This window comes from Coleofasciculus sp. B1-GNL1-01, from assembly GCF_040220235.1.
GTDB lineage: Bacteria > Cyanobacteriota > Cyanobacteriia > Cyanobacteriales > Coleofasciculaceae > Coleofasciculus.
This window is the reverse complement of record NZ_JAVJTO010000123.1, coordinates 1-17,354: the sequence shown is the minus strand read 5'-3', so window position 1 is coordinate 17,354 and position 17,354 is coordinate 1. Positions and strand designations below refer to the sequence as shown.

Genomic DNA, 17,354 nt, shown 5'->3' with positions numbered 1-17,354 from the left:
CGGTTTCCTGAAAAGATATTCAAGTGTTTAATTTTTCAGACTTTTTCCCTTGATTGGATATGTAGCTTCTTGTACTTCAAGTTGAAGTGCGGAGTCTAGGCAAGTTAAGGTGGATGTCATGCTCCTTAAGGCTGGTGGGTTTCGACTTCGCTCAACCCACCCTACGGTATATTAAGGGTTTTGATGCTCCCTAAATGCTTATTTCAGTGTCATCCAAGTTTATGACGCGATACAATAAGAAATCTCTACAGGGTTGATCCATGATCAGAAGTCTAGCCATTGGAGACGATATTACGACATTCCGTCAAGTCCAGGAAAAACTGGGGTTAACCTTGACAGAAGATAGCCAGTTTTTTACCGAATGGATGGCTGAATTCCCTGCATTGAGCGAGGTAGAACAATCTCGTTTAGATCAGGTACGTCGCAACTATCTCTACCAAATATCCGATGGTATTCTGCTGGAAGAAACAATTAAAATGGTTGTCCTGTCGCCATTGCTGGAGTTAGCAGGTTTCTATCAATCACCTTACAAATTCAAGACAGAAGTTTCCGTAGAAATTGAGGCAGAAGGAGACAACGAAGAAATTTTACGAGGACGAATTGATGCGCTGGTATTGCAGAGTAAACTGTGGATTGTTCTCATTGAATCCAAAAAGACGACGTTTGATTTAGAACTAGCGATTCCGCAAACATTGGCTTACATGGCAGCACATCCAGAGCCGGAACAACCGCTCTATGGTATGGTAGCCAATGGTAGCAGCTTTTTGTTTATCAAAACATTAGGCAAACAGTATGGAATTTCGGATTTGTTCGCCACGCGATCGCACTATCGTAACAATCTCTATGAAGTGTTGAGAATCTTGAAGCACTTGGGGTGTTTAATTTAGGAAACCTTGACAAAATGAACAGAATGTGTAGGTAAAGGCAAAATCGTGATGATGACGCGATCGCATGGTGATTCATCCTGCGATTATTCCCTTCCCAGTAGAAGATTTCCTCTTGTTTTCTTCCCCAGCTTCCCCTGTTCTCTCAGCTTCCCCAACCAGCAAAATCCCCCGCCTATTAACGGGGGATTCGCTATAAATGGGTGTTACCCGGTTAACGATTAAGCCTTTACAGTTTGCTTAGTAACAGCCGCTAACTCGCCCTTGGCATACTTAGCCGCAAACTCATCCAATGTGATTTGCTTAATCTTGCTCGCATTACCAGCCGTACCGAATTGCTGATAACGATCCGAGCAAACCTGCTTCATGTACTTAATAGAAGGCTTCATGAAATGGCGCGGGTCAAAGTTTTTGGGATCTTTGGCAGCCGCTTCACGGATTGCTGCTGTGATTGCCAAACGGTTGTCGGTATCAATATTAACCTTACGCACACCGCTCTTAATGCCCTTTTGAATCTCTTCTACAGGCACACCGTAAGTTTCTGGAATTGCACCACCATATTGGTTGATCATATCCAGCCACTCTTGGGGTACAGAGGAGGAACCATGCATTACCAAATGAGTATTAGGTAGACGGTTATGAATTTCCTCAATCCGACTAATGGCAAGAATTTCACCCGTGGGCTTACGGGTAAACTTGTAAGCACCGTGGCTTGTGCCAATGGCTACAGCGAGAGCATCAACTTGGGTGCGCTCAACAAACTCAACCGCTTGATCCGGGTCAGTCAACAATTGTTCGCGGGACAGCTTACCTTCTGCACCGTGACCATCTTCCTTGTCACCCATACCCGTTTCCAAAGAACCGAGACAACCCAGTTCCCCTTCAACGCTGACACCGACAGAGTGAGCAACTTTTACCACTTCAGCCGTGACATTCACGTTGTACTCGAAGCTAGCTGGAGTTTTGGCATCTTCCTCCAGTGAACCGTCCATCATCACACTGGTGAAACCATTGCGGATAGCTGAGTAGCAAGTCGCTGGACCATTCCCATGGTCTTGGTGCATAGCAATGGGGATATGGGGATAAGTTTCCACTGCTGCCGTGATCAAGTGGCGCAGGAAGTTCTCACCTGCATATTTGCGAGCGCCGCGAGAGGCTTGTAGGATCACGGGGCTGTCAGCTTCATCAGCAGCCTGCATAATTGCCAGGATCTGCTCCATGTTGTTAACGTTATATGCTGGAATGCCATAGCCATTCTCTGCCGCATGATCTAAAAGCAGCCGCATGGGTACGAGCGCCATAAAAAAGTCCTCCTAACTTTAGGTGTTTTGTCAGCTAGTCGTTTCTAGAAACTTAATTCTTAGAATAATCTTAAGATATTTTTCAGTTTATAGGAAATTATCTTGTCAAGATTCTAAAATTAGTCTTCTTGATCAACTCCACAGTGCCTGACTATAAAGAAAAATAAATATGACAGAATGGGTCGCCTGGGATTCGAACCCAAGACCAATCGGTTAAAAGCCGAGTGCTCTACCGCTGAGCTAGCGACCCAAAGTCATGCGCGTTTTCAAGCGCCGTTTTCTACAATAGCAGAAATCACCAAAAATGTAGAGGGTTTTTCAAAAAAAAGTGGCGCTGAGTTGGATCGAAGTCTCCAAACTCTCTCCAGGAGGCAATTTGGTGAGATGGTCTCCTGTGTTTAAGGCGTTACGGGGAGCGCTCCAGGGTTCCAAACAGTAGTAGTCTTTGCCTTTAACCGTCCAGAAGACGAGAGTTGAGTAGGGTTCACCGTAGGTCAGGGTTAGTTTTAACCGCCGTTGCTGGTCGGTCACCGTTGCTGATTGACCCGTGAGTGGGCGAAAGGCGACATCAATTTCATCCTTACTCCAATCAAAGCCGCCCGTGAAGGGGGAAACTTGTCCAGTTAGCTGATCCTGATACTCTGAAGCCGGAATCTCAAATTGGAGTTGGGTTTTATCTGAGGTTAAGAAGTACGGATGCACTCCTGTCGAAAAGGGCATCACCTCAGCCGACTGATTCGTATAGCGCTGGATTAGTGTCAAGGTATTGCCCTGAAGTTGGTACGTGAAGGAGAGTTGCCAGTCGAAGGGATAAACAGCGCGAGTTTGGTCATTACTATTCAAGACTAGGGTAAGGCTAACCAAATCATTCGTCACTCGTTCTGTGACCTGCCAGGGCAAATCACGGGCGAAACCATGCTGTTTGAGTTGATAGGATTTGCCCTGATGGGTGTAGGTATTGTCCGGTAAGTTGCCGCAGATGGGAAACAAAATCGGGATACCCCCCCGCACACTCAAGGTCGGGTCTCGAAACCGTTCGGCATCAAAGTAGAGGATGTCCTGACCTTGAACACTCCAGTGAGAAATCAGACCGCCGCGTTCGGGAACGACTTCCAGCCGAGACTGAGAGTCTTGGGCAGTGAGGATATAGGTTGAGTATTGCTCCTGTTTCAGGGCGATCGTAAACATCTGTCTGTTGATTTCCTTAATAATTGAGCGGCTGGAGTTAGCGGCACGACTAACTTTAACAAACTCTTCTCAAAAAAACGGTGCTAATTTTACAAATTCTTAACAAAAAGCCTTTAGGATAGTACATAAGCAATTCTTGTAATTTTAGGGTTCAGGGGTGCCTACAGGCGATAAGTTGGTTTTAGAGTGACACACATCACTCTAAAATGTGTTGAGAATCACATCAAGCAACTGACACTTATCAAGGTCTTTAGCGGGAAGATCGTCGATAGTGTTAGAAGTACCCCCTATGATTACAAATGCTTGGTTACCATGATTCTTCGCACTCTTGTCCAATCGGCTCTTAAAACTGGCTGCCTCAGCGTTGCTTCTGAGGGGCTAATTCGCCAAATTCTGGAAATAAAAGGGTATCAAACATCAGACCTTGAGGCTTTGACTGTTCTTTATGAGGCGGTGAAGTCGGGTCAAATAGAGCGGGAGGCTCATGATACTCGTTTTCTGTCATTTCCTGAGCTGCACAGGCAAAGCGCTGCAACAAGCGTGTAAATCCCCCCGATTCAACCGGGATCAGCATAGAGTGATCAGTAACTAAGAATTTACAGCAGGTTTGACCTCACGTTTCAGGGAAAGATTGAAAATCGGCTGGGCTGGAAGCCAATCAAGGGAGTCGTCGGTTAGCAAAAATCTGGATTTAAGCACCGCGAAACGGAATAGCGTTAGCTGACTTGTCCGGCGATTCATCTCACGGCGTGGTTTTTCCATTGAGTCAGTTAACGGAGTGAGGCTCAATTCCCCTATAAATCACCAGTTTAATGTGCTAAAATGCGACCAAAGGGTTAATTCCTTTCAAGTGTGATTTGTCAAGCAACAAAAGGCTGGCAAGTCAGCGGTGAAAGTAAACCCTTAACACAACCCTTAACTAAAGGTGGGGGAAGGCTATAAGTCTGGCGCTGTAATTAAAGATTCAGCGCCGGGATATATGGACATTCGCCCAAGCAAATTTTACTCAGTCGATCCTGATAAAATTTACATTTTTCCGGGCATGTCTAAACTTCAAACACCTACATAGTACCTATCAACCAGGATGTATAACCTGGATTAAAGTGCGCTAGTCTCAATGGCGAAATACACGGTTTTCTTCCCTTTGTGTGGCTCTTTACCAATGCCAATCCCTCAACTATCGGTTATTTGCTCACAGGTGAAATTGCTCTCCACCTTTACCTTGAGCAAAATTATAGCCAATGTTGTCCCGATTCCGTTGAAGATCTCAAGGTTTTTTCTGTCTAGTGAAAAATATCCTGAATTGATGATCAAAATTCCGGTGAAATGCCAGCTAAACTTTTAAGGATTGACCGAGAAGTATAACAATAGTAGGGATATCGTCGTTGACGAGGGAAAACTGAGTCACCTTATCCGAAGTTAAGCTTGGATAAAAACTTTCCCTGAATTATCCTAAAGACCGGGGCGACTTGCTCCCAGACGTATTGGAAGAGTTATCTGCTTAGGAGAAGCCAAATATGCTACACCGCAAGATTTATCAACTGTGTTGCGATGGTCGTGAGGTCTGTATTTTCTTGCGGGATCAGCAACGTTGGATTGAACGCGCTCATATTGTTGATATTGAAGGGGATTTAGTCACCATTCGCTACGAAACTGACGAAGAAGACGAAATTTGCTCCTGGGAGGAAATGGTTCGCTTAGAAAGCATCGGTTCAGTTACTCAAAAACTGGCTTCTGTGACGCGAGGAAATTTTGACCCGCTCGTGTCTGACGATTGTCCAGAAGCGGAACAAATTCATCCACGTTTCCCTGAGTCAAATCAAGAGTAAAAAATTAGGTGTCACTCGTCAGGGAACAGGGAACAGGGAACAGGGAACAGGGAACAGGGAACAGGGAACAGGGAACAGGGAATAGGGAATAGGGAATAGGGAATAGGGAATAGGGAATAGGGAATAGGGAATAGGGAATAGGGAATAGGGAATAGGGAATAGGGAATAGGGTAATAGACTACAGAAATTTGGTCTCCCATCTTCCCTATCTTCCCCATCTTCCCCATCTTCCCCAGCTCTCTACTCCCACCGCTTTCACTGATTCAGCAAACCCTAAGTTTCTGTGGGAGGTGCGGTCGGCTCAAACACTGGACAATATCCCTCTGGTGTAACTTTAAAGGAGTAGAGGGGAGAGGCAGAATTCCAGCAGCGCTGACCCCGTTGATGGCGACAGTTGGCACAACACTCGATATTAGCAGGCATCTTTACCGAACTGCCCTGATTGAGCAGTTCACGTTGGGACAAACCCCGTAAGACCAGTTCCTCTCCTTGCCAACGCGCTTCCACTAAACCTGTATCCGCAAAATCTTGCCAGCGCGGGTCAGCCGCAATTGCCTCGGGTAACGTGATAGAAACCACCGTACCCAACTCAGTTAGCTCTCCTTCGTAATTAGTTTCTGGTGGTGGTGCTGGCTGTATAAATGTCTCTCCAATTGGCAGTTCGATCAGAGTTCCTGATGATGGGGTATGGAGATGGTAGCGATTTTGTAACTCCTCCAATCCAGTTAAGTCAGCTAGATACGTGGGAGAGCCATGAACAAAAATAATATGTTGAGGACGAAGATTATGGATTAACTGAGTGGTTCCTAAACAATCGCTATGCTCAGTTAATAGATAAGTTTCTATATCCGTACTACCCAAGTCATGGGTTGGAGGCGGATATCTCAGGCGTTCAGGTTGCAGCACTGTCCAAGATGTGGGGTTAGGATGACAGTAAACCCTCAAGTCAGCCGTTTCGTCCGTTAGAACAATGCTGGTGTTTTGAGCGATCGCCCCTCGTTGCTGCTCATCTAAGCGGCGTACACGCGGTTTCACCCGTTCATCCCAAAACAAGGGTTGATGGCGAGCAAAGTTTTGTACGGATGGGGGGAGATGAGGTAGGAGTTCTAAGTAGGCATCGCATCCCTTGGCAACCGTACCATCTACCCAAATATCTAGATTGCGTCCCGTAAACTGATGATGACTCCGCAGCAGCATCAAGATTTCTTGACCCAAACCCAAGGTAGGTACAGGTAGCAAAATAGAGCGATTTGCCGCCAATGCTTGATCAATTCGTTCGACAAGTTGATTCTCTTGTTGGCGCCGATGGGGGTGTCGCGCTGTACCATAACTCCCTTCGATAATCAAGACATCTAGGTTTGTACCTCGTAAGGCTTCAATGGACAACCCTTCGACCAACCGCGAATTTGAGATAAAGAAGTCACCTGTATACAGGAGTCGATAGGTGCGATTTGGACTGGTATAGGTTAATAAAAAAGCAGCGGCTCCCGGTAGATGTCCCGCAGGAAACAATTGCACGCTTAATCCTTCGCGGAATTCAATCGGCGATCGCCAAGGAAGTGCTTGACAGAATCCGGGAATCTCCTTGGGAGGTAAATGCGTCCAGTTTAGGGGTAAGAGTTGAGTTGTGACTTCACTGGCGTAAATTGGTAATTGCGGAAAGGCTTGGTGTAGTGCTAGCAACCCCTGGGCATGATCGCTATGGGCGTGGCTACATAAAACCACATCCGCCGGCAAATTAGCTTGAGCTTTTAGCGGCGAAAGGTCTTCTAACCCACAATCGATTAGGATGCGGTGGGGTCCCATTTGCACCAGCAAACAAACTCCCTCTGCACCATGACCAACACCATAGGCAAAACAGGCTAATTGATCATCCTCTGCTGAGGATGTCACTGGGCGTTGATTGCTCATGAACTTTGAGAAGACGGTTCTGCGCTTTGCCAGTTGCTTGACAACCAACTCACTTGAAGAACGATAAATACATCGACAATGCTTCTAAACCTTATTCCTCAGCATTTTTAGCCTAATCTTTTCGGTTAACTGTCTAGAAAAGCTGATTCTATCAACGAGTGTATTGACGGTATACAAGCAGACGGTATATAAGCAGCATGCTACTGCTCAATATGATGTCGTAAATATCTGGGCTAGCTTATCCCAGATTAGTGGGCTGAACCGTTGCCGTGATAGTTATCTGAATCGTAGAACCCGTTCTTAGTGCCAAAAATGAGAGAGGATACGGTAAAAAGAATGGTTAAGACCACTAAAATCAGTTTGATATCCATCTATAGTTTACTTACTTTTATCTGAAAAACAGGATCTGAAACTCTACTGAATACTTTTGAGCGATCAGTATTTTGGTCTGTTCAGTACAGATACCCATCTTACCACGAAATTTCTGGTCAGGTTGAATCTGCTTTTCATCAACCAGCAGGGTAAATTGGGTAGCCACGAGGAACCCACTTAGCCATCTTCGTGCAACCTATCTGCATCTAGAAATAGTACTAAGCTGGTGACAAGATTTGAACTTGCGACCGGCTGATTACAAATCAGCTGCTCTACCACTGAGCTACACCAGCAACTTTGTTTAGCATAACAAATTATATCAGCAGTGGGAAAGGATTGACACTCCCCAGCAAGAGGAGGCGATTGAAATCACTGCTACACAAATGTATGCGAAGCTTCCCGAAGGGTAGTCCGCCTGCGCGGACTGGGTTATAACGGGGGTAGCGTTCCCCGGATTTGGTATCACAACCGGAGTCAAACGTTTAATAGTACGGGTTTTGGCAATAACCGGGCTAGAACCTGCTTGAGTACCATTACTGTCCAATCCACATCAGCTGCCGTGGTTTGTCGTCCCAACGTCAAGCGAATACCTCTCAATGCCTCTGACTCACCATAACCCATTGCCAATAAAATCGGACTGGGATTCAGTTTGCCACTATCACAGGCAGAACCCGCACTAATGCCAATCCCTGCCAGATTAAGTTGACGCACCATCGTTTTGCCTGTTACTCCCTCCAATTGAGAGGCTGGGATATTGGTTAGGCAAAAACTAACATGATGAGGCAAGCGGTGTCGCAGCGAACCAGTGGGTTTTAAGTAAGGGATGTCGCTGAGTTGATAAAATAGGCGATCGCGCAACTGAATTAACCGAGGTGTTTCTGTTGTTAGTTCGGCTGTTGCTAATTCAGCGGCGACACCAAACCCAGCGATGGCGGGAACAGCCTGTGTTCCTGAACGCTGTTGCATTTCCTGTCCCCCACCCCACAACAGTGGCACTAATTCAAGTCTAGGACGTACATACAGCGCCCCCACTCCTTGAGGTCCATAAATCTTGTGACTTGACATTGACAGCAAATCCACAGGCAACTGTCGCACATCAATGGGCAATCGTCCAGCTACTTGTACCGCATCGGTATGGAACAGTACCCCATGATCCTGAGCAATTTGACCCAATGCTTCAATGGGTTGTAACGTCCCCACTTCACTTTGACCATAAATTACAGAAACCAATACCGTATTCGGTTGTAGGGCGTCTTCCAAGTCACGGGGATTGACTCGCCCCTCACTATCCACCGACAATCGAGTCACTTGCCAGCCCCAGGTTTCCAACCAACGCACAGGTTGAGCGATCGCGGAATGTTCCACGCTAGAAACCACAATATGCTGGGGTGTCCTGTAATTTTTGGCAATCCCCATAATGGCTAGATTATCTGCCTCTGTGCCACCTGAGGTAAAAATCAACGCATCTGCTGGCGCATTAATTAAGCCAGCCACTTGCATTCTCGACTGTTCCACGACAGTGGCAGATCGTTGTCCCCACTCATGTAAGCTAGAGGGATTACCCCACTGCTGAGTCAATACCCCTTGCATCGCCGCGATCGCTTCTGGGCGGGGGGGTGTCGTGGCGCTGTAATCGAGATAGATTTGCATAGTTATAGTGTCATTTGTCTTTCGTCTTTCGTCATTTGTCCTTCGTCATTTGTCAGGGAACGGGGAACAGGAAGTGTTTTGAGTTAAATCCCCCATCTCCCTCATCTCCCTCATCTCCCTCATCTCCCTCATCTCCCCCATCTCCCTCATCTCCCTCATCTCCCCCATCTCCCCCATCTCCGTCTACTCACCGGGTTTATCCACATTGTAGTCCTCGTGGGACAAGACAGCGTAGGGAACCAACAAACTCCCGTAATCATGACAAATCATTCGGTAGTTACGGGTAACCGGGATACTGACAATCCAGCGATTGTGGCGTAGTCGCTTACCGCCAAACTCTCGGTAGTTCTTTTGTTCTTCCAATCCGGCAATAATCGCACGGGCTTTGACCACGACATGGGTGGGCAAATCCTTTAAATCAATGGGATCGTTGTCAAAAGTAGACTCCCATTCTTGCTTTTGTTGCTTTTTAGCTTCCCGTGCTTTGTTTTCTTGCTCACATCGGTGGCAGGTTTGACCATACCCCTTATGACCGCACGGAAATGTCTTTTTTCGTCTCGACATAGAACGGTGGTATGGGTTCAAACCCTAGACTTGACCATGTTATCTTCCTGATAGTGATTTCCCCCATTCAGGTTGTGGAAAACGTGATTTAAGTTGTCCATTGTATTTTTATGTTAGTTCAATAGGGACAAATCCTTGAGCCTTATTTTCAACTAAATCAGAAAAACACCGATCAGCCGTTTTAGCCAAATGCCTCAGAGTCCCCTGTACGTTATACTTTCCTAGCTTCTCCGGCTTGTCTCAATCGATCAATTTCCATGGACAGCCTACTAGGTTTGTGTCCCCGTAGATGATAAAAAATAATCAAAGCAATAAATGAATCTAATCGAGATTCAATGACACAATCATACTGGCATCAAGGTATCATCTGGCTTATTGTACTAACTCTGTCCGCTTGTCAACCTCCTCCAGTTCAAGTTCACCGTCCGCCTCCCTTACCGCAAGATCCCTTTGTTCAGGTCTACTTTAACCATTCCCCCTCGACAACCTACAAGGAACCCTATCGCTTAGTGACTCGACCGGGCGATAATTTAGAGCAGATTATTGCCCAAGCGATCGCGACGGCTCAATCCACGGTCGATGTTGCTGTCCAAGAATTGCGCTTGCCACAAATTGCTCAAGCTTTGGTCAACCGACATCAAGCGGGGGTTAGGGTCAGGGTGATCGTAGAAAATACCTACAACCGCCCTTGGAGTGAAGTATCGCCGGAAGAAATTGCCAAACTTCCGTCTCGGGAACGCGATCGCGCTCGAGAGAATTTACGGTTAATTGACCGTAATAACGATGGCAAGCTGACCCCTGCTGAAATTAATCAACGGGATGCTCTCGTTATTTTACGCAATGCTGGCGTTCCTATACTAGACGATACTGCTGATGGCTCTCAAGGTAGCGGCTTAATGCACCATAAGTTTGTTGTTGTGGATGGATATACGGTTATAGTGACATCCGCTAACTTTACCACCAGTGATATTCATGGCGATTTTCAAGCACCGGATAGTCGGGGTAATGCCAACAATCTCCTCAAAATTGAGAGTGTGGAATTAGCGAATTCCTTTACAGAAGAATTTAACCAGATGTGGGGAGATGGATCCGGTGGCGCACCCGATAGTCGGTTTGGTCTCAAAAAGTTACAACGTCCTATACAAAAGGTTACACTCGGAGATACTACCCTGGCGGTCAAGTTTTCGCCTACGTCACCGACTCAACCCTGGAGTCAAAGCAGTAATGGTTTCATTGAGCAAATCCTGCAAAGTGCCGCCCAAACTATTGAACTAGCATTATTTGTCTTTTCCGAACAGCGATTGGCAGATCAGTTACAAACTGCCCATGAACAGGGTGTCCAAGTGCAGGCGTTAATCGACCCCAGTTTTGCCTATCGCTACTACAGCGAAGGACTGGATTTATTAGGTGTGGCGCTGAGTAATCAATGTCGCTATGAAGCCCGTAATCGCCCTTGGCACGATCCGATCGCTACAGTCGGTGTTCCCCAGTTGCCATCAGGGGATCTGTTACATCATAAGTTTGGGGTGGTAGATCGGGAAATAGTGATTACCGGGTCTCATAATTGGTCAGCATCAGCCAATACTCAAAACGACGAGACGCTGTTAGTAATTGATAGTCATTTAGTCGCTGCCCATTTTGAACGTGAATTTCAGCGCCTCTACACGAATGCCATACTGGGGGTTCCGGTGGCGGTGCAGCGCAGTATTCAGAACCAGCAGCAATCCTGTCCCCAGATTACTCAGGCAGAAGATCCGAACGCTCCAAGTTTTAGGGGAATAGTCAACCTCAACACCGCCACCCAGGAAGAACTGGAAACGCTACCCGGAATCGGACCCAAACTGGCTGAGCGAATTATTACCGCGCGATCGCAAAAGCCATTCACGTCATTAGCCGACTTAGACCAAGTCTCAGGTATCGGACCTCATCTACTTCAGCAGTTAGATGGGCGAGTGACCTGGTAATCTTCACCCCTGATCATGCCATGAACTCTTTTTCTTTAAGTCTACTTTTAACAACAACAGCGATTTTGGCTCAATTCTCCCCGCCCTCGATAGCCGCCAAATTGCCCCAAATTAACCCTAAATCGGTGATCCCAGTTACACAATTACTGGTGCAAGAGGCGAATGACTTTGATTACTGGTTTGATCGCTGTTATGAACTCACAGGCGAGGAAGCATTGGAGGCTTGCGATAACGCGATCGCGATTAATTCCAATGATGCCTCAATCTGGTATAACCGAGGCACACTACTGATGACCGAACTACAACGATATGAAGACGCGGTAGCATCCTTTGACAAAGCTGTGGAGATCAACCCTAACTATTTAGCCGCCTGGGATAATCGAGGTGTGGCTTTAGGACAACTGGGGCAGTATAAAGACGCCTTAGCGTCTCATGATCGCGCCCTGGAAATCGACGATAAACAGGCCAGAGTTTGGCTAAATCGTGGTGTAACGCTGTATCTTTTACAGCGCTACGAAGAGGCTCTCACTGCCTTTGAGCGTGCCATTGAACTCGATCCCGACTATGAACAAGCACAACGAAACCGAGATCTGGTTCGGGAACAGTTAGGTAGATAGAGAAGATGAGGGAGTTAATTCACGCACTATGCCCTCAAATTCTGATCGGTGGGCTTAATAACTCTTAACGACTCGTGCCATTCTACGCTCATCGTCACGCCGCTTAATGGTCTCGCGCTTGTCGTATAATTTTTTCCCTTTACCCAGACCCAGGCTCACTTTCACCAAACCTCGCTTCAAATACATTTTCAACGGTATCAGGGTCAACCCCTGTTGTTCGACTTTGCCCACAAGTTTGCTGATTTCCTGCTTGTGCAGCAACAGTTTACGGGTGCGAAGCGGATCGTGATTGAAGTAGAGACTGCTACTGGTATACGGTGAGATGTGTACATTCAGCAGCCAAGCCTCGCCATTGCGAATCAGGGCGTACCCATCTCGCAAATTGACCCGACCCTCGCGAATGGACTTAACTTCTGTCCCTTTGAGTTCGATGCCCGCTTCGTAAGACTCTAGAATATGATAGCGGAAGCGTGCTTGCCGATTATCGGCAACAACTTTGAATCCTTTACTTTGATCACTCATACTAATCACCTTAGCGCCTGATACTGGAAATTGTGGCGTTAGACAATCACCCAGGAAACCCTCAAAAGGTAAAGTTTTGTTAAAAGGTTGACAATTCCTGAAAAAACCGTAACAATAGATACAGAACAAATGAATCGTTCATCTCTCTAGACATCAGTCAGTTAGCAATTAGCCGTGAAGGATGATTAGGGAGACGGAAGTAGGGACAACTCCCGAAGGAACGCGCCTCATCTCACTACAGTTACATTACGAGGCGAATACCATGAAACTTACTTATCGCGGTAACAAATACGAATACAATGCCCCTACGGTAGAAACTGTCGAATCAAAGGCTGGTGGTAAGTACCGGGGTTGGGACTGGCGATTCCGCAATTTGAAAAATCCGCCAGTGTTACAACCACGAGTCAACCTGCAATATCGCGGCGTTCGTTATCAAACACCGGGGACTGTTGCTAATAATGGTGTTGCACCAGAAACAGCACCCACTTTAGTTTCCAGTCAAGATAAAGCTCGTTCGCGGATGAGCAAGCAACAACGAGTCCTCAAAAACCGTCAGCTTTCGATGTTGTACCGTTCAGCGACAGAAGTTGGACTGGCAACTCATTAACGACTGATGGCATTCCAACTGAATTGAAACTTGAGTAGAGACGTTGCATGCAACGTCTCTACTGTTTGTAGTTGGCTTTGAAGCTTAATCTCTAAGATATTGCAGTTATTTAAGAATACAATAAATACCCACGCCGTACATGTAATTAGGGCTTCCTGCACAACTCCCAAACCCTTAGCTATCAAGGCTTTGAGTTGCATTGATATTTGCTCCTGTTCAAGGAAAAAGGGTTAAACCCTTTTATACCCTTGCACCGCTATCAGGGAAAACGTACTATGGCTGATCATCGTATATCCGAAGGGGTGTATAATAAACCATAAACCATCCTTAAGTCATAGCAGCATGGTGGAACTTTGGACAGCGCTGGGCGTTTCTATCCTCAAAGATTTAGTCCTAAAGGAGATCCTTCTAAAACTGGGTAAGGAAGCGCTGGAAGACTATGTAAAAGATTTTTTCAAAGACAGCATTAAAGCCGGAGTGCAATCCGCCCAACCCGATGTCCTGAAAAAAGCGCTGGGTGAAGCCTTACAGCAATTCCTGAAACTCATCGAAGATGAATTATTATTTGAATGTGAGTTAACCGAAGCTGAAGTCCGAGACACCTATCAAATAGTAATTGAACGGTTTATCAAAGACGATGACGTTAAACCCCTCTTAGGAAAAGCCTTTGAAAAAGATTGCCGAGTCATAGACGCCAATCAATTAAGGATAATCTGGGTACAGCGCTATTCTCCCGATATGCCAACTGGGTTTAACTGGGAGGAGATTACTAAGCCCTATCTCAAAGAATTTAAACGCATTGTCCGCAATTCGCCAGAGTTAAAGGCGATTTTAGAATTAGAGATTCTAGAATCCATAGAACAACAGGTTCGAGACCATGCCAGAATTCCTCCCGATTTTAATTTAACCAAATATCAAGAAGGCTTACGGGAACGCTACAGTCATTTAAATTTATCCAGTTTAGATACAACAGGCTGTGCCTATAATGAACTGAAACTCTGGCAAGTCTTCATTCCCCAAAATGTGTGACAAGTTCATCAGGTATTACCCCAAGTTTATGAACTCCCCAAAGAACATCAACGGCGACTGCGAGAGAGTAATCAACTTGACACAGATATATCTCTAGAAGAGTTAACCGACTATAAACAGGTTTATTCTCAACAGCCGATTTGTTCTATCAGAGAAATTATTCAAGATAACGATAACTATCGCTATCTGGTGATTCTCGGTGATCCGGGTTCGGGTAAGTCTACCTTATTGCAATATTTAGCATTAGATTTGTTTGATGGCTTGGATGAGGTATTTGATCCGGGAAAACGGGAGGATGTGATTACCGATATTCATCGCTTCACCAATGATTATCCTGATGTGCGGGTAATTGTTACGTCTCGCGTGATTGGCTATAAGCCGCAGCGGTTACGAGATGCCCAGTTTGATTATTTTATGTTGCAAGATTTGGAGGAAACTCAGGTTAAAGAATTTATTAACCGTTGGCATGATTTAACGTTTACGGATCAAGTGGATAAACAGAGGAAGCGGGAACGGCTGCAACGGGCAATTGATACCTCAAAAGCGATTCGCGAACTCGCCGGAAATCCGCTGCTATTGACAATGATGGCAATTTTAAATCGCAATCAGGAATTACCCAGAGATAGACCCGAATTATACAACCAAGCGTCGCGGGTATTGCTGCATCAATGGGATGTGGAACGGGCGTTAGTCGAACATCAGCAGTTAGAAATTCAAACGATTGATTATAAAGATAAGCAGGCGATGTTGCGTCGGGTTGCTTATCAGATGCAAGCAGCAGAGAAAGGGTTAGCGGGTAATCTGATTGCGGCGGATGAGTTAGAAGGAATTTTGACGGATTATCTGAAAACTCTCGATATCAATAATCCCAGGGCGGTGGCTAGGGTGATGATTAAGCAACTGCGGGAACGGAATTTTATATTATGTTTCATGGGGGCAGATTATTATGCGTTTGTACATCGGACATTTTTGGAATATTTCTGCGCCTGGGAATATGTTTGGCAGTTTGAGAAAGAACGAACCATTTCTCTGGAGGAGTTAAAAACAGAGGTTTTTGGCAAGCATTGGCAGGATGAGTCTTGGCATGAAGTGTTACGGCTGATTGTGGGGATGATTGAACCAAAGTTAGCTGGGGAGATTATCGATTATTTGAGGAATCAGTCGGGGGAAGCGGAAAAGTTTATTAATGTGTTTCTAGCGACGGCTTGTCTGAATGAGGTGAGGAATCGTTCGGTTATTGCATCAACAGCGACTCAATTACTGAACCAGATTAAGGGGTTAATTCAGTATGACTTCCCTTATTATTATGAACCTTATGAAGAGGAAGCCAAGTTAGTTCGGGAAATTCGCACCCAAGCGGTTACGGCAATTGCGACAACCTGGCATGATTCTCCAGACACCTTACCTTGGCTGAAACAAAAAGCACAATCTGATGACGATTCGTCTGTGCAATATGCAGCGGTGCAAGAATTAGCTAAAGGCTGGAAAGATGACCCAGACACCTTGCCTTGGCTGAAACAAAAAGCCCAATCTGATGACGGTGTTGCTGGGCGAATGGTAGCAGTGGAAGAAATAGCAAAAGGCTGGAAAGATGACCCAGACACCTTACCTTGGCTGAAACAAAAAGTACAATCTGATGACGATCATAACGTGCGACGTGTAGCAGTGAAAGAAATAGCCAAAGGCTGGAAAGATGACCCAGACATCTTACCTTGGCTGAAACAAAAAGTACAATCTGATGACTATTGGCTTTTGCGAATGGTAGCAGTAAAAGAAATAGCCAAAGCCTGGAAAGATGACCCAGATACCTTACCTTGGCTGAAACAAAAAGTACAATCTGATGACAATAGATTTGTGCGAAGTGCAGCAGTAAAAGAAATAGCAAAAGGCTGGAAAGATGACCCAGATACCTTGCCTATGCTCAAACAAAAAGTCCAATCTGATGACAATGGGTTTGTGCGACGTGAAGTGCTTGAAGAAATAGCCAAAAGCTGGAAAGATGACCCAGATACCCTACCGATTCTCAAACAAAAAGCCCAATCTGATGACAATAAATATGTGCGATATGCAGCGGTGCAAGAATTAGCCCAAGGCTGGAAAAATGAGCCATGGCTATTTGAATTATTACGCGATCGCGTCCTCAATGACCCCTTTTTGCGAGAGGAAAATGGGCAAGATAATCCTCGGCAATTAGCAATTGAAATCCTTATCAAACAATATCCTAACCATCCCCAGACTCTACCCTTGCTGCGCGACAGATCCGAAAATGATCCTGATGAGCAAGTTAGGGAGTTTGCTCAGAATAAATTGGCACAATTAGAGAATAAAAGGAGTTAGATATGATATAATATCAGCCGTAAAATCAATTGACATTATCCAATTGAAACCCTTTTAAAATTCACATATTGCACCATTTTCAGTCAGCCCCAGCATCCGCCAAGAATTCAAATTCTTGGCTCATCGCTTAAGTCTATTAAAATGGACTAAAAGTTGTACCCTCCTCCAGTAGGTTGGGTTGAGCGACAGCGAAACCCAACAGAAACTTATGGGCGTTGAGTTTCGTTCCTGATGCTGTTGGCGAATTCGGACAACCTAACCCCCCAGCCCCCTTCCCTTTTAGATCCCCCTCTGTTTGGGGAGATCACTTTTGACTGGATGAAGCTGTGATTCAACCGCTAACGGATATCGGCGAAGCCCGAAGCCCGAAGCCCGAAGCCCGGAGTTCAAACTCCGGGCTAATAGCTCAAGTCCACTAAAGTGGACTAAAATCCATATTTAGGGCTTGCTGCATAAGCGTGTAAGGTAGACAAGATTTGGGTTTCCAGCCATTTTTCGACCCAACAAGTGCAAGGTTTTTACACTATAACCGTCTTGCATCCTGGAATTTTCGCCGACAACAGCACCAAATTTTACCTC

General features: G+C 45.8%; 14 protein-coding genes, 2 tRNA genes, 1 pseudogene and 1 riboswitch. Of the genes and pseudogenes, 6 read left to right on the top strand and 11 right to left on the bottom strand.

The genetic code is table 11. The annotated features are described in order from the left end of the window. Positions 1-260: 260 nt before the first annotated feature. Positions 261-887, top strand: coding sequence for a type I restriction endonuclease (locus RID53_RS29835; RefSeq protein ID WP_446391545.1), 627 nt, complete (start codon positions 261-263; stop codon positions 885-887). Between the two features lie 218 nt (positions 888-1,105). Here RID53_RS29835 and fba read toward each other — a convergent pair whose 3' ends face one another. From fba to RID53_RS29815, 4 genes are all read right to left on the bottom strand, one after another. Continuing rightward, entirely contained in the window at positions 1,106-2,185 is a 1,080-nt protein-coding gene (gene fba, locus RID53_RS29830) for a class II fructose-bisphosphate aldolase (protein ID WP_446391544.1), read from the bottom strand. A 178-nt stretch (positions 2,186-2,363) separates the two neighbouring features. Continuing rightward, positions 2,364-2,435 (bottom strand) — tRNA-Lys (locus RID53_RS29825). Positions 2,436-2,503: 68 nt separating this feature from the next. Further along, a complete protein-coding gene (locus RID53_RS29820) occupies positions 2,504-3,373 on the bottom strand; it encodes an aldose epimerase family protein (RefSeq protein WP_446391543.1) in 870 nt (289 codons plus the stop codon). A gap of 358 nt (positions 3,374-3,731) precedes the next feature. Continuing rightward, positions 3,732-3,947 (bottom strand): hypothetical protein, encoded by a 216-nt coding sequence (locus tag RID53_RS29815; RefSeq protein ID WP_446391542.1) that lies wholly within the window; start codon positions 3,945-3,947, stop codon positions 3,732-3,734. 943 nt (positions 3,948-4,890) lie between these two features. On the opposite strand from RID53_RS29815, the gene RID53_RS29810 reads away from it, so the two are divergent. After that, positions 4,891-5,202, top strand: coding sequence for a DUF6679 family protein (locus tag RID53_RS29810; protein WP_006103541.1), 312 nt, complete (start codon positions 4,891-4,893; stop codon positions 5,200-5,202). A 273-nt stretch (positions 5,203-5,475) separates the two neighbouring features. Here the strand turns inward: RID53_RS29810 and RID53_RS29805 are convergent, their stop codons facing one another. From RID53_RS29805 to RID53_RS29785, 5 genes are all read right to left on the bottom strand, one after another. Continuing rightward, on the bottom strand, positions 5,476-7,113 hold the full coding sequence (locus tag RID53_RS29805) for an MBL fold metallo-hydrolase (protein WP_446391541.1): 1,638 nt from the start codon (positions 7,111-7,113) through the stop codon (positions 5,476-5,478). Between the two features lie 388 nt (positions 7,114-7,501). Next, entirely contained in the window at positions 7,502-7,651 is a 150-nt protein-coding gene (locus RID53_RS29800) for a hypothetical protein (protein ID WP_446391540.1), read from the bottom strand. A gap of 55 nt (positions 7,652-7,706) precedes the next feature. Beyond that, positions 7,707-7,778, bottom strand: a tRNA-Thr gene (locus RID53_RS29795). 181 nt (positions 7,779-7,959) lie between these two features. After that, positions 7,960-9,135, bottom strand: coding sequence for a cysteine desulfurase family protein (locus RID53_RS29790; protein WP_446391539.1), 1,176 nt, complete (start codon positions 9,133-9,135; stop codon positions 7,960-7,962). A gap of 183 nt (positions 9,136-9,318) precedes the next feature. Next, positions 9,319-9,699, bottom strand: coding sequence for a DUF7682 family zinc-binding protein (locus RID53_RS29785; protein WP_006101069.1), 381 nt, complete (start codon positions 9,697-9,699; stop codon positions 9,319-9,321). Between the two features lie 335 nt (positions 9,700-10,034). Between RID53_RS29785 and RID53_RS29780 the strand changes: the two genes are divergently transcribed. Both RID53_RS29780 and RID53_RS29775 read left to right on the top strand, forming a co-directional pair. Beyond that, positions 10,035-11,663: a phospholipase D-like domain-containing protein gene (locus RID53_RS29780; RefSeq protein ID WP_446391538.1), complete on the top strand. Its 1,629-nt coding sequence runs from the start codon at positions 10,035-10,037 to the stop codon at positions 11,661-11,663. 20 nt (positions 11,664-11,683) lie between these two features. Then, complete coding sequence (locus RID53_RS29775) at positions 11,684-12,280, top strand: tetratricopeptide repeat protein (RefSeq protein ID WP_446391537.1); 597 nt, start codon at positions 11,684-11,686, stop codon at positions 12,278-12,280. A 54-nt stretch (positions 12,281-12,334) separates the two neighbouring features. Here RID53_RS29775 and smpB read toward each other — a convergent pair whose 3' ends face one another. After that, the gene (gene smpB, locus RID53_RS29770; RefSeq protein WP_446391536.1) at positions 12,335-12,802 is read right to left on the bottom strand and encodes an SsrA-binding protein SmpB; all 468 of its coding nucleotides are present in this window, start codon (positions 12,800-12,802) and stop codon (positions 12,335-12,337) included. Positions 12,803-12,935: 133 nt separating this feature from the next. After that, a riboswitch (Glutamine riboswitch) is annotated at positions 12,936-13,029 on the top strand. Between the two features lie 35 nt (positions 13,030-13,064). On the opposite strand from smpB, the gene RID53_RS29765 reads away from it, so the two are divergent. Then, on the top strand, positions 13,065-13,409 hold the full coding sequence (locus RID53_RS29765; protein WP_446391535.1) for a DUF4278 domain-containing protein: 345 nt from the start codon (positions 13,065-13,067) through the stop codon (positions 13,407-13,409). On the opposite strand, the gene RID53_RS29760 is transcribed toward RID53_RS29765, so the two are convergent. Continuing rightward, positions 13,406-13,609 carry a hypothetical protein gene (locus RID53_RS29760; protein ID WP_446391534.1) on the bottom strand — a complete coding sequence of 68 codons (204 nt, stop codon included), beginning with the start codon at positions 13,607-13,609 and terminating at the stop codon, positions 13,406-13,408. The genes RID53_RS29765 and RID53_RS29760 overlap by 4 nt on opposite strands. 142 nt (positions 13,610-13,751) lie before the next feature. Here RID53_RS29760 and RID53_RS29755 point away from each other — a divergent pair. Further along, positions 13,752-16,775: pseudogene (locus tag RID53_RS29755) on the top strand (HEAT repeat domain-containing protein). Positions 16,776-17,354: the final 579 nt, after the last annotated feature.

Bases quoted from the DNA above. Each gene is read 5' to 3' on its own strand.
- RID53_RS29785 (WP_006101069.1), bottom strand. From the start codon at position 9,699: ATGTCGAGACGAAAAAAGACATTTCCGTGCGGTCATAAGGGGTATGGT.
- RID53_RS29835 (WP_446391545.1), top strand. From the start codon at position 261: ATGATCAGAAGTCTAGCCATTGGAGACGATATTACGACATTCCGTCAA.
- RID53_RS29765 (WP_446391535.1), top strand. From the start codon at position 13,065: ATGAAACTTACTTATCGCGGTAACAAATACGAATACAATGCCCCTACG.
- RID53_RS29780 (WP_446391538.1), top strand. From the start codon at position 10,035: ATGACACAATCATACTGGCATCAAGGTATCATCTGGCTTATTGTACTA.
- RID53_RS29805 (WP_446391541.1), bottom strand. From the start codon at position 7,113: ATGAGCAATCAACGCCCAGTGACATCCTCAGCAGAGGATGATCAATTA.
- RID53_RS29760 (WP_446391534.1), bottom strand. From the start codon at position 13,609: ATGCAACTCAAAGCCTTGATAGCTAAGGGTTTGGGAGTTGTGCAGGAA.
- RID53_RS29820 (WP_446391543.1), bottom strand. From the start codon at position 3,373: ATGTTTACGATCGCCCTGAAACAGGAGCAATACTCAACCTATATCCTC.
- RID53_RS29810 (WP_006103541.1), top strand. From the start codon at position 4,891: ATGCTACACCGCAAGATTTATCAACTGTGTTGCGATGGTCGTGAGGTC.
- smpB (WP_446391536.1), bottom strand. From the start codon at position 12,802: ATGAGTGATCAAAGTAAAGGATTCAAAGTTGTTGCCGATAATCGGCAA.
- fba (WP_446391544.1), bottom strand. From the start codon at position 2,185: ATGGCGCTCGTACCCATGCGGCTGCTTTTAGATCATGCGGCAGAGAAT.
- RID53_RS29775 (WP_446391537.1), top strand. From the start codon at position 11,684: ATGAACTCTTTTTCTTTAAGTCTACTTTTAACAACAACAGCGATTTTG.
- RID53_RS29790 (WP_446391539.1), bottom strand. From the start codon at position 9,135: ATGCAAATCTATCTCGATTACAGCGCCACGACACCCCCCCGCCCAGAA.
- RID53_RS29815 (WP_446391542.1), bottom strand. From the start codon at position 3,947: ATGCTGATCCCGGTTGAATCGGGGGGATTTACACGCTTGTTGCAGCGC.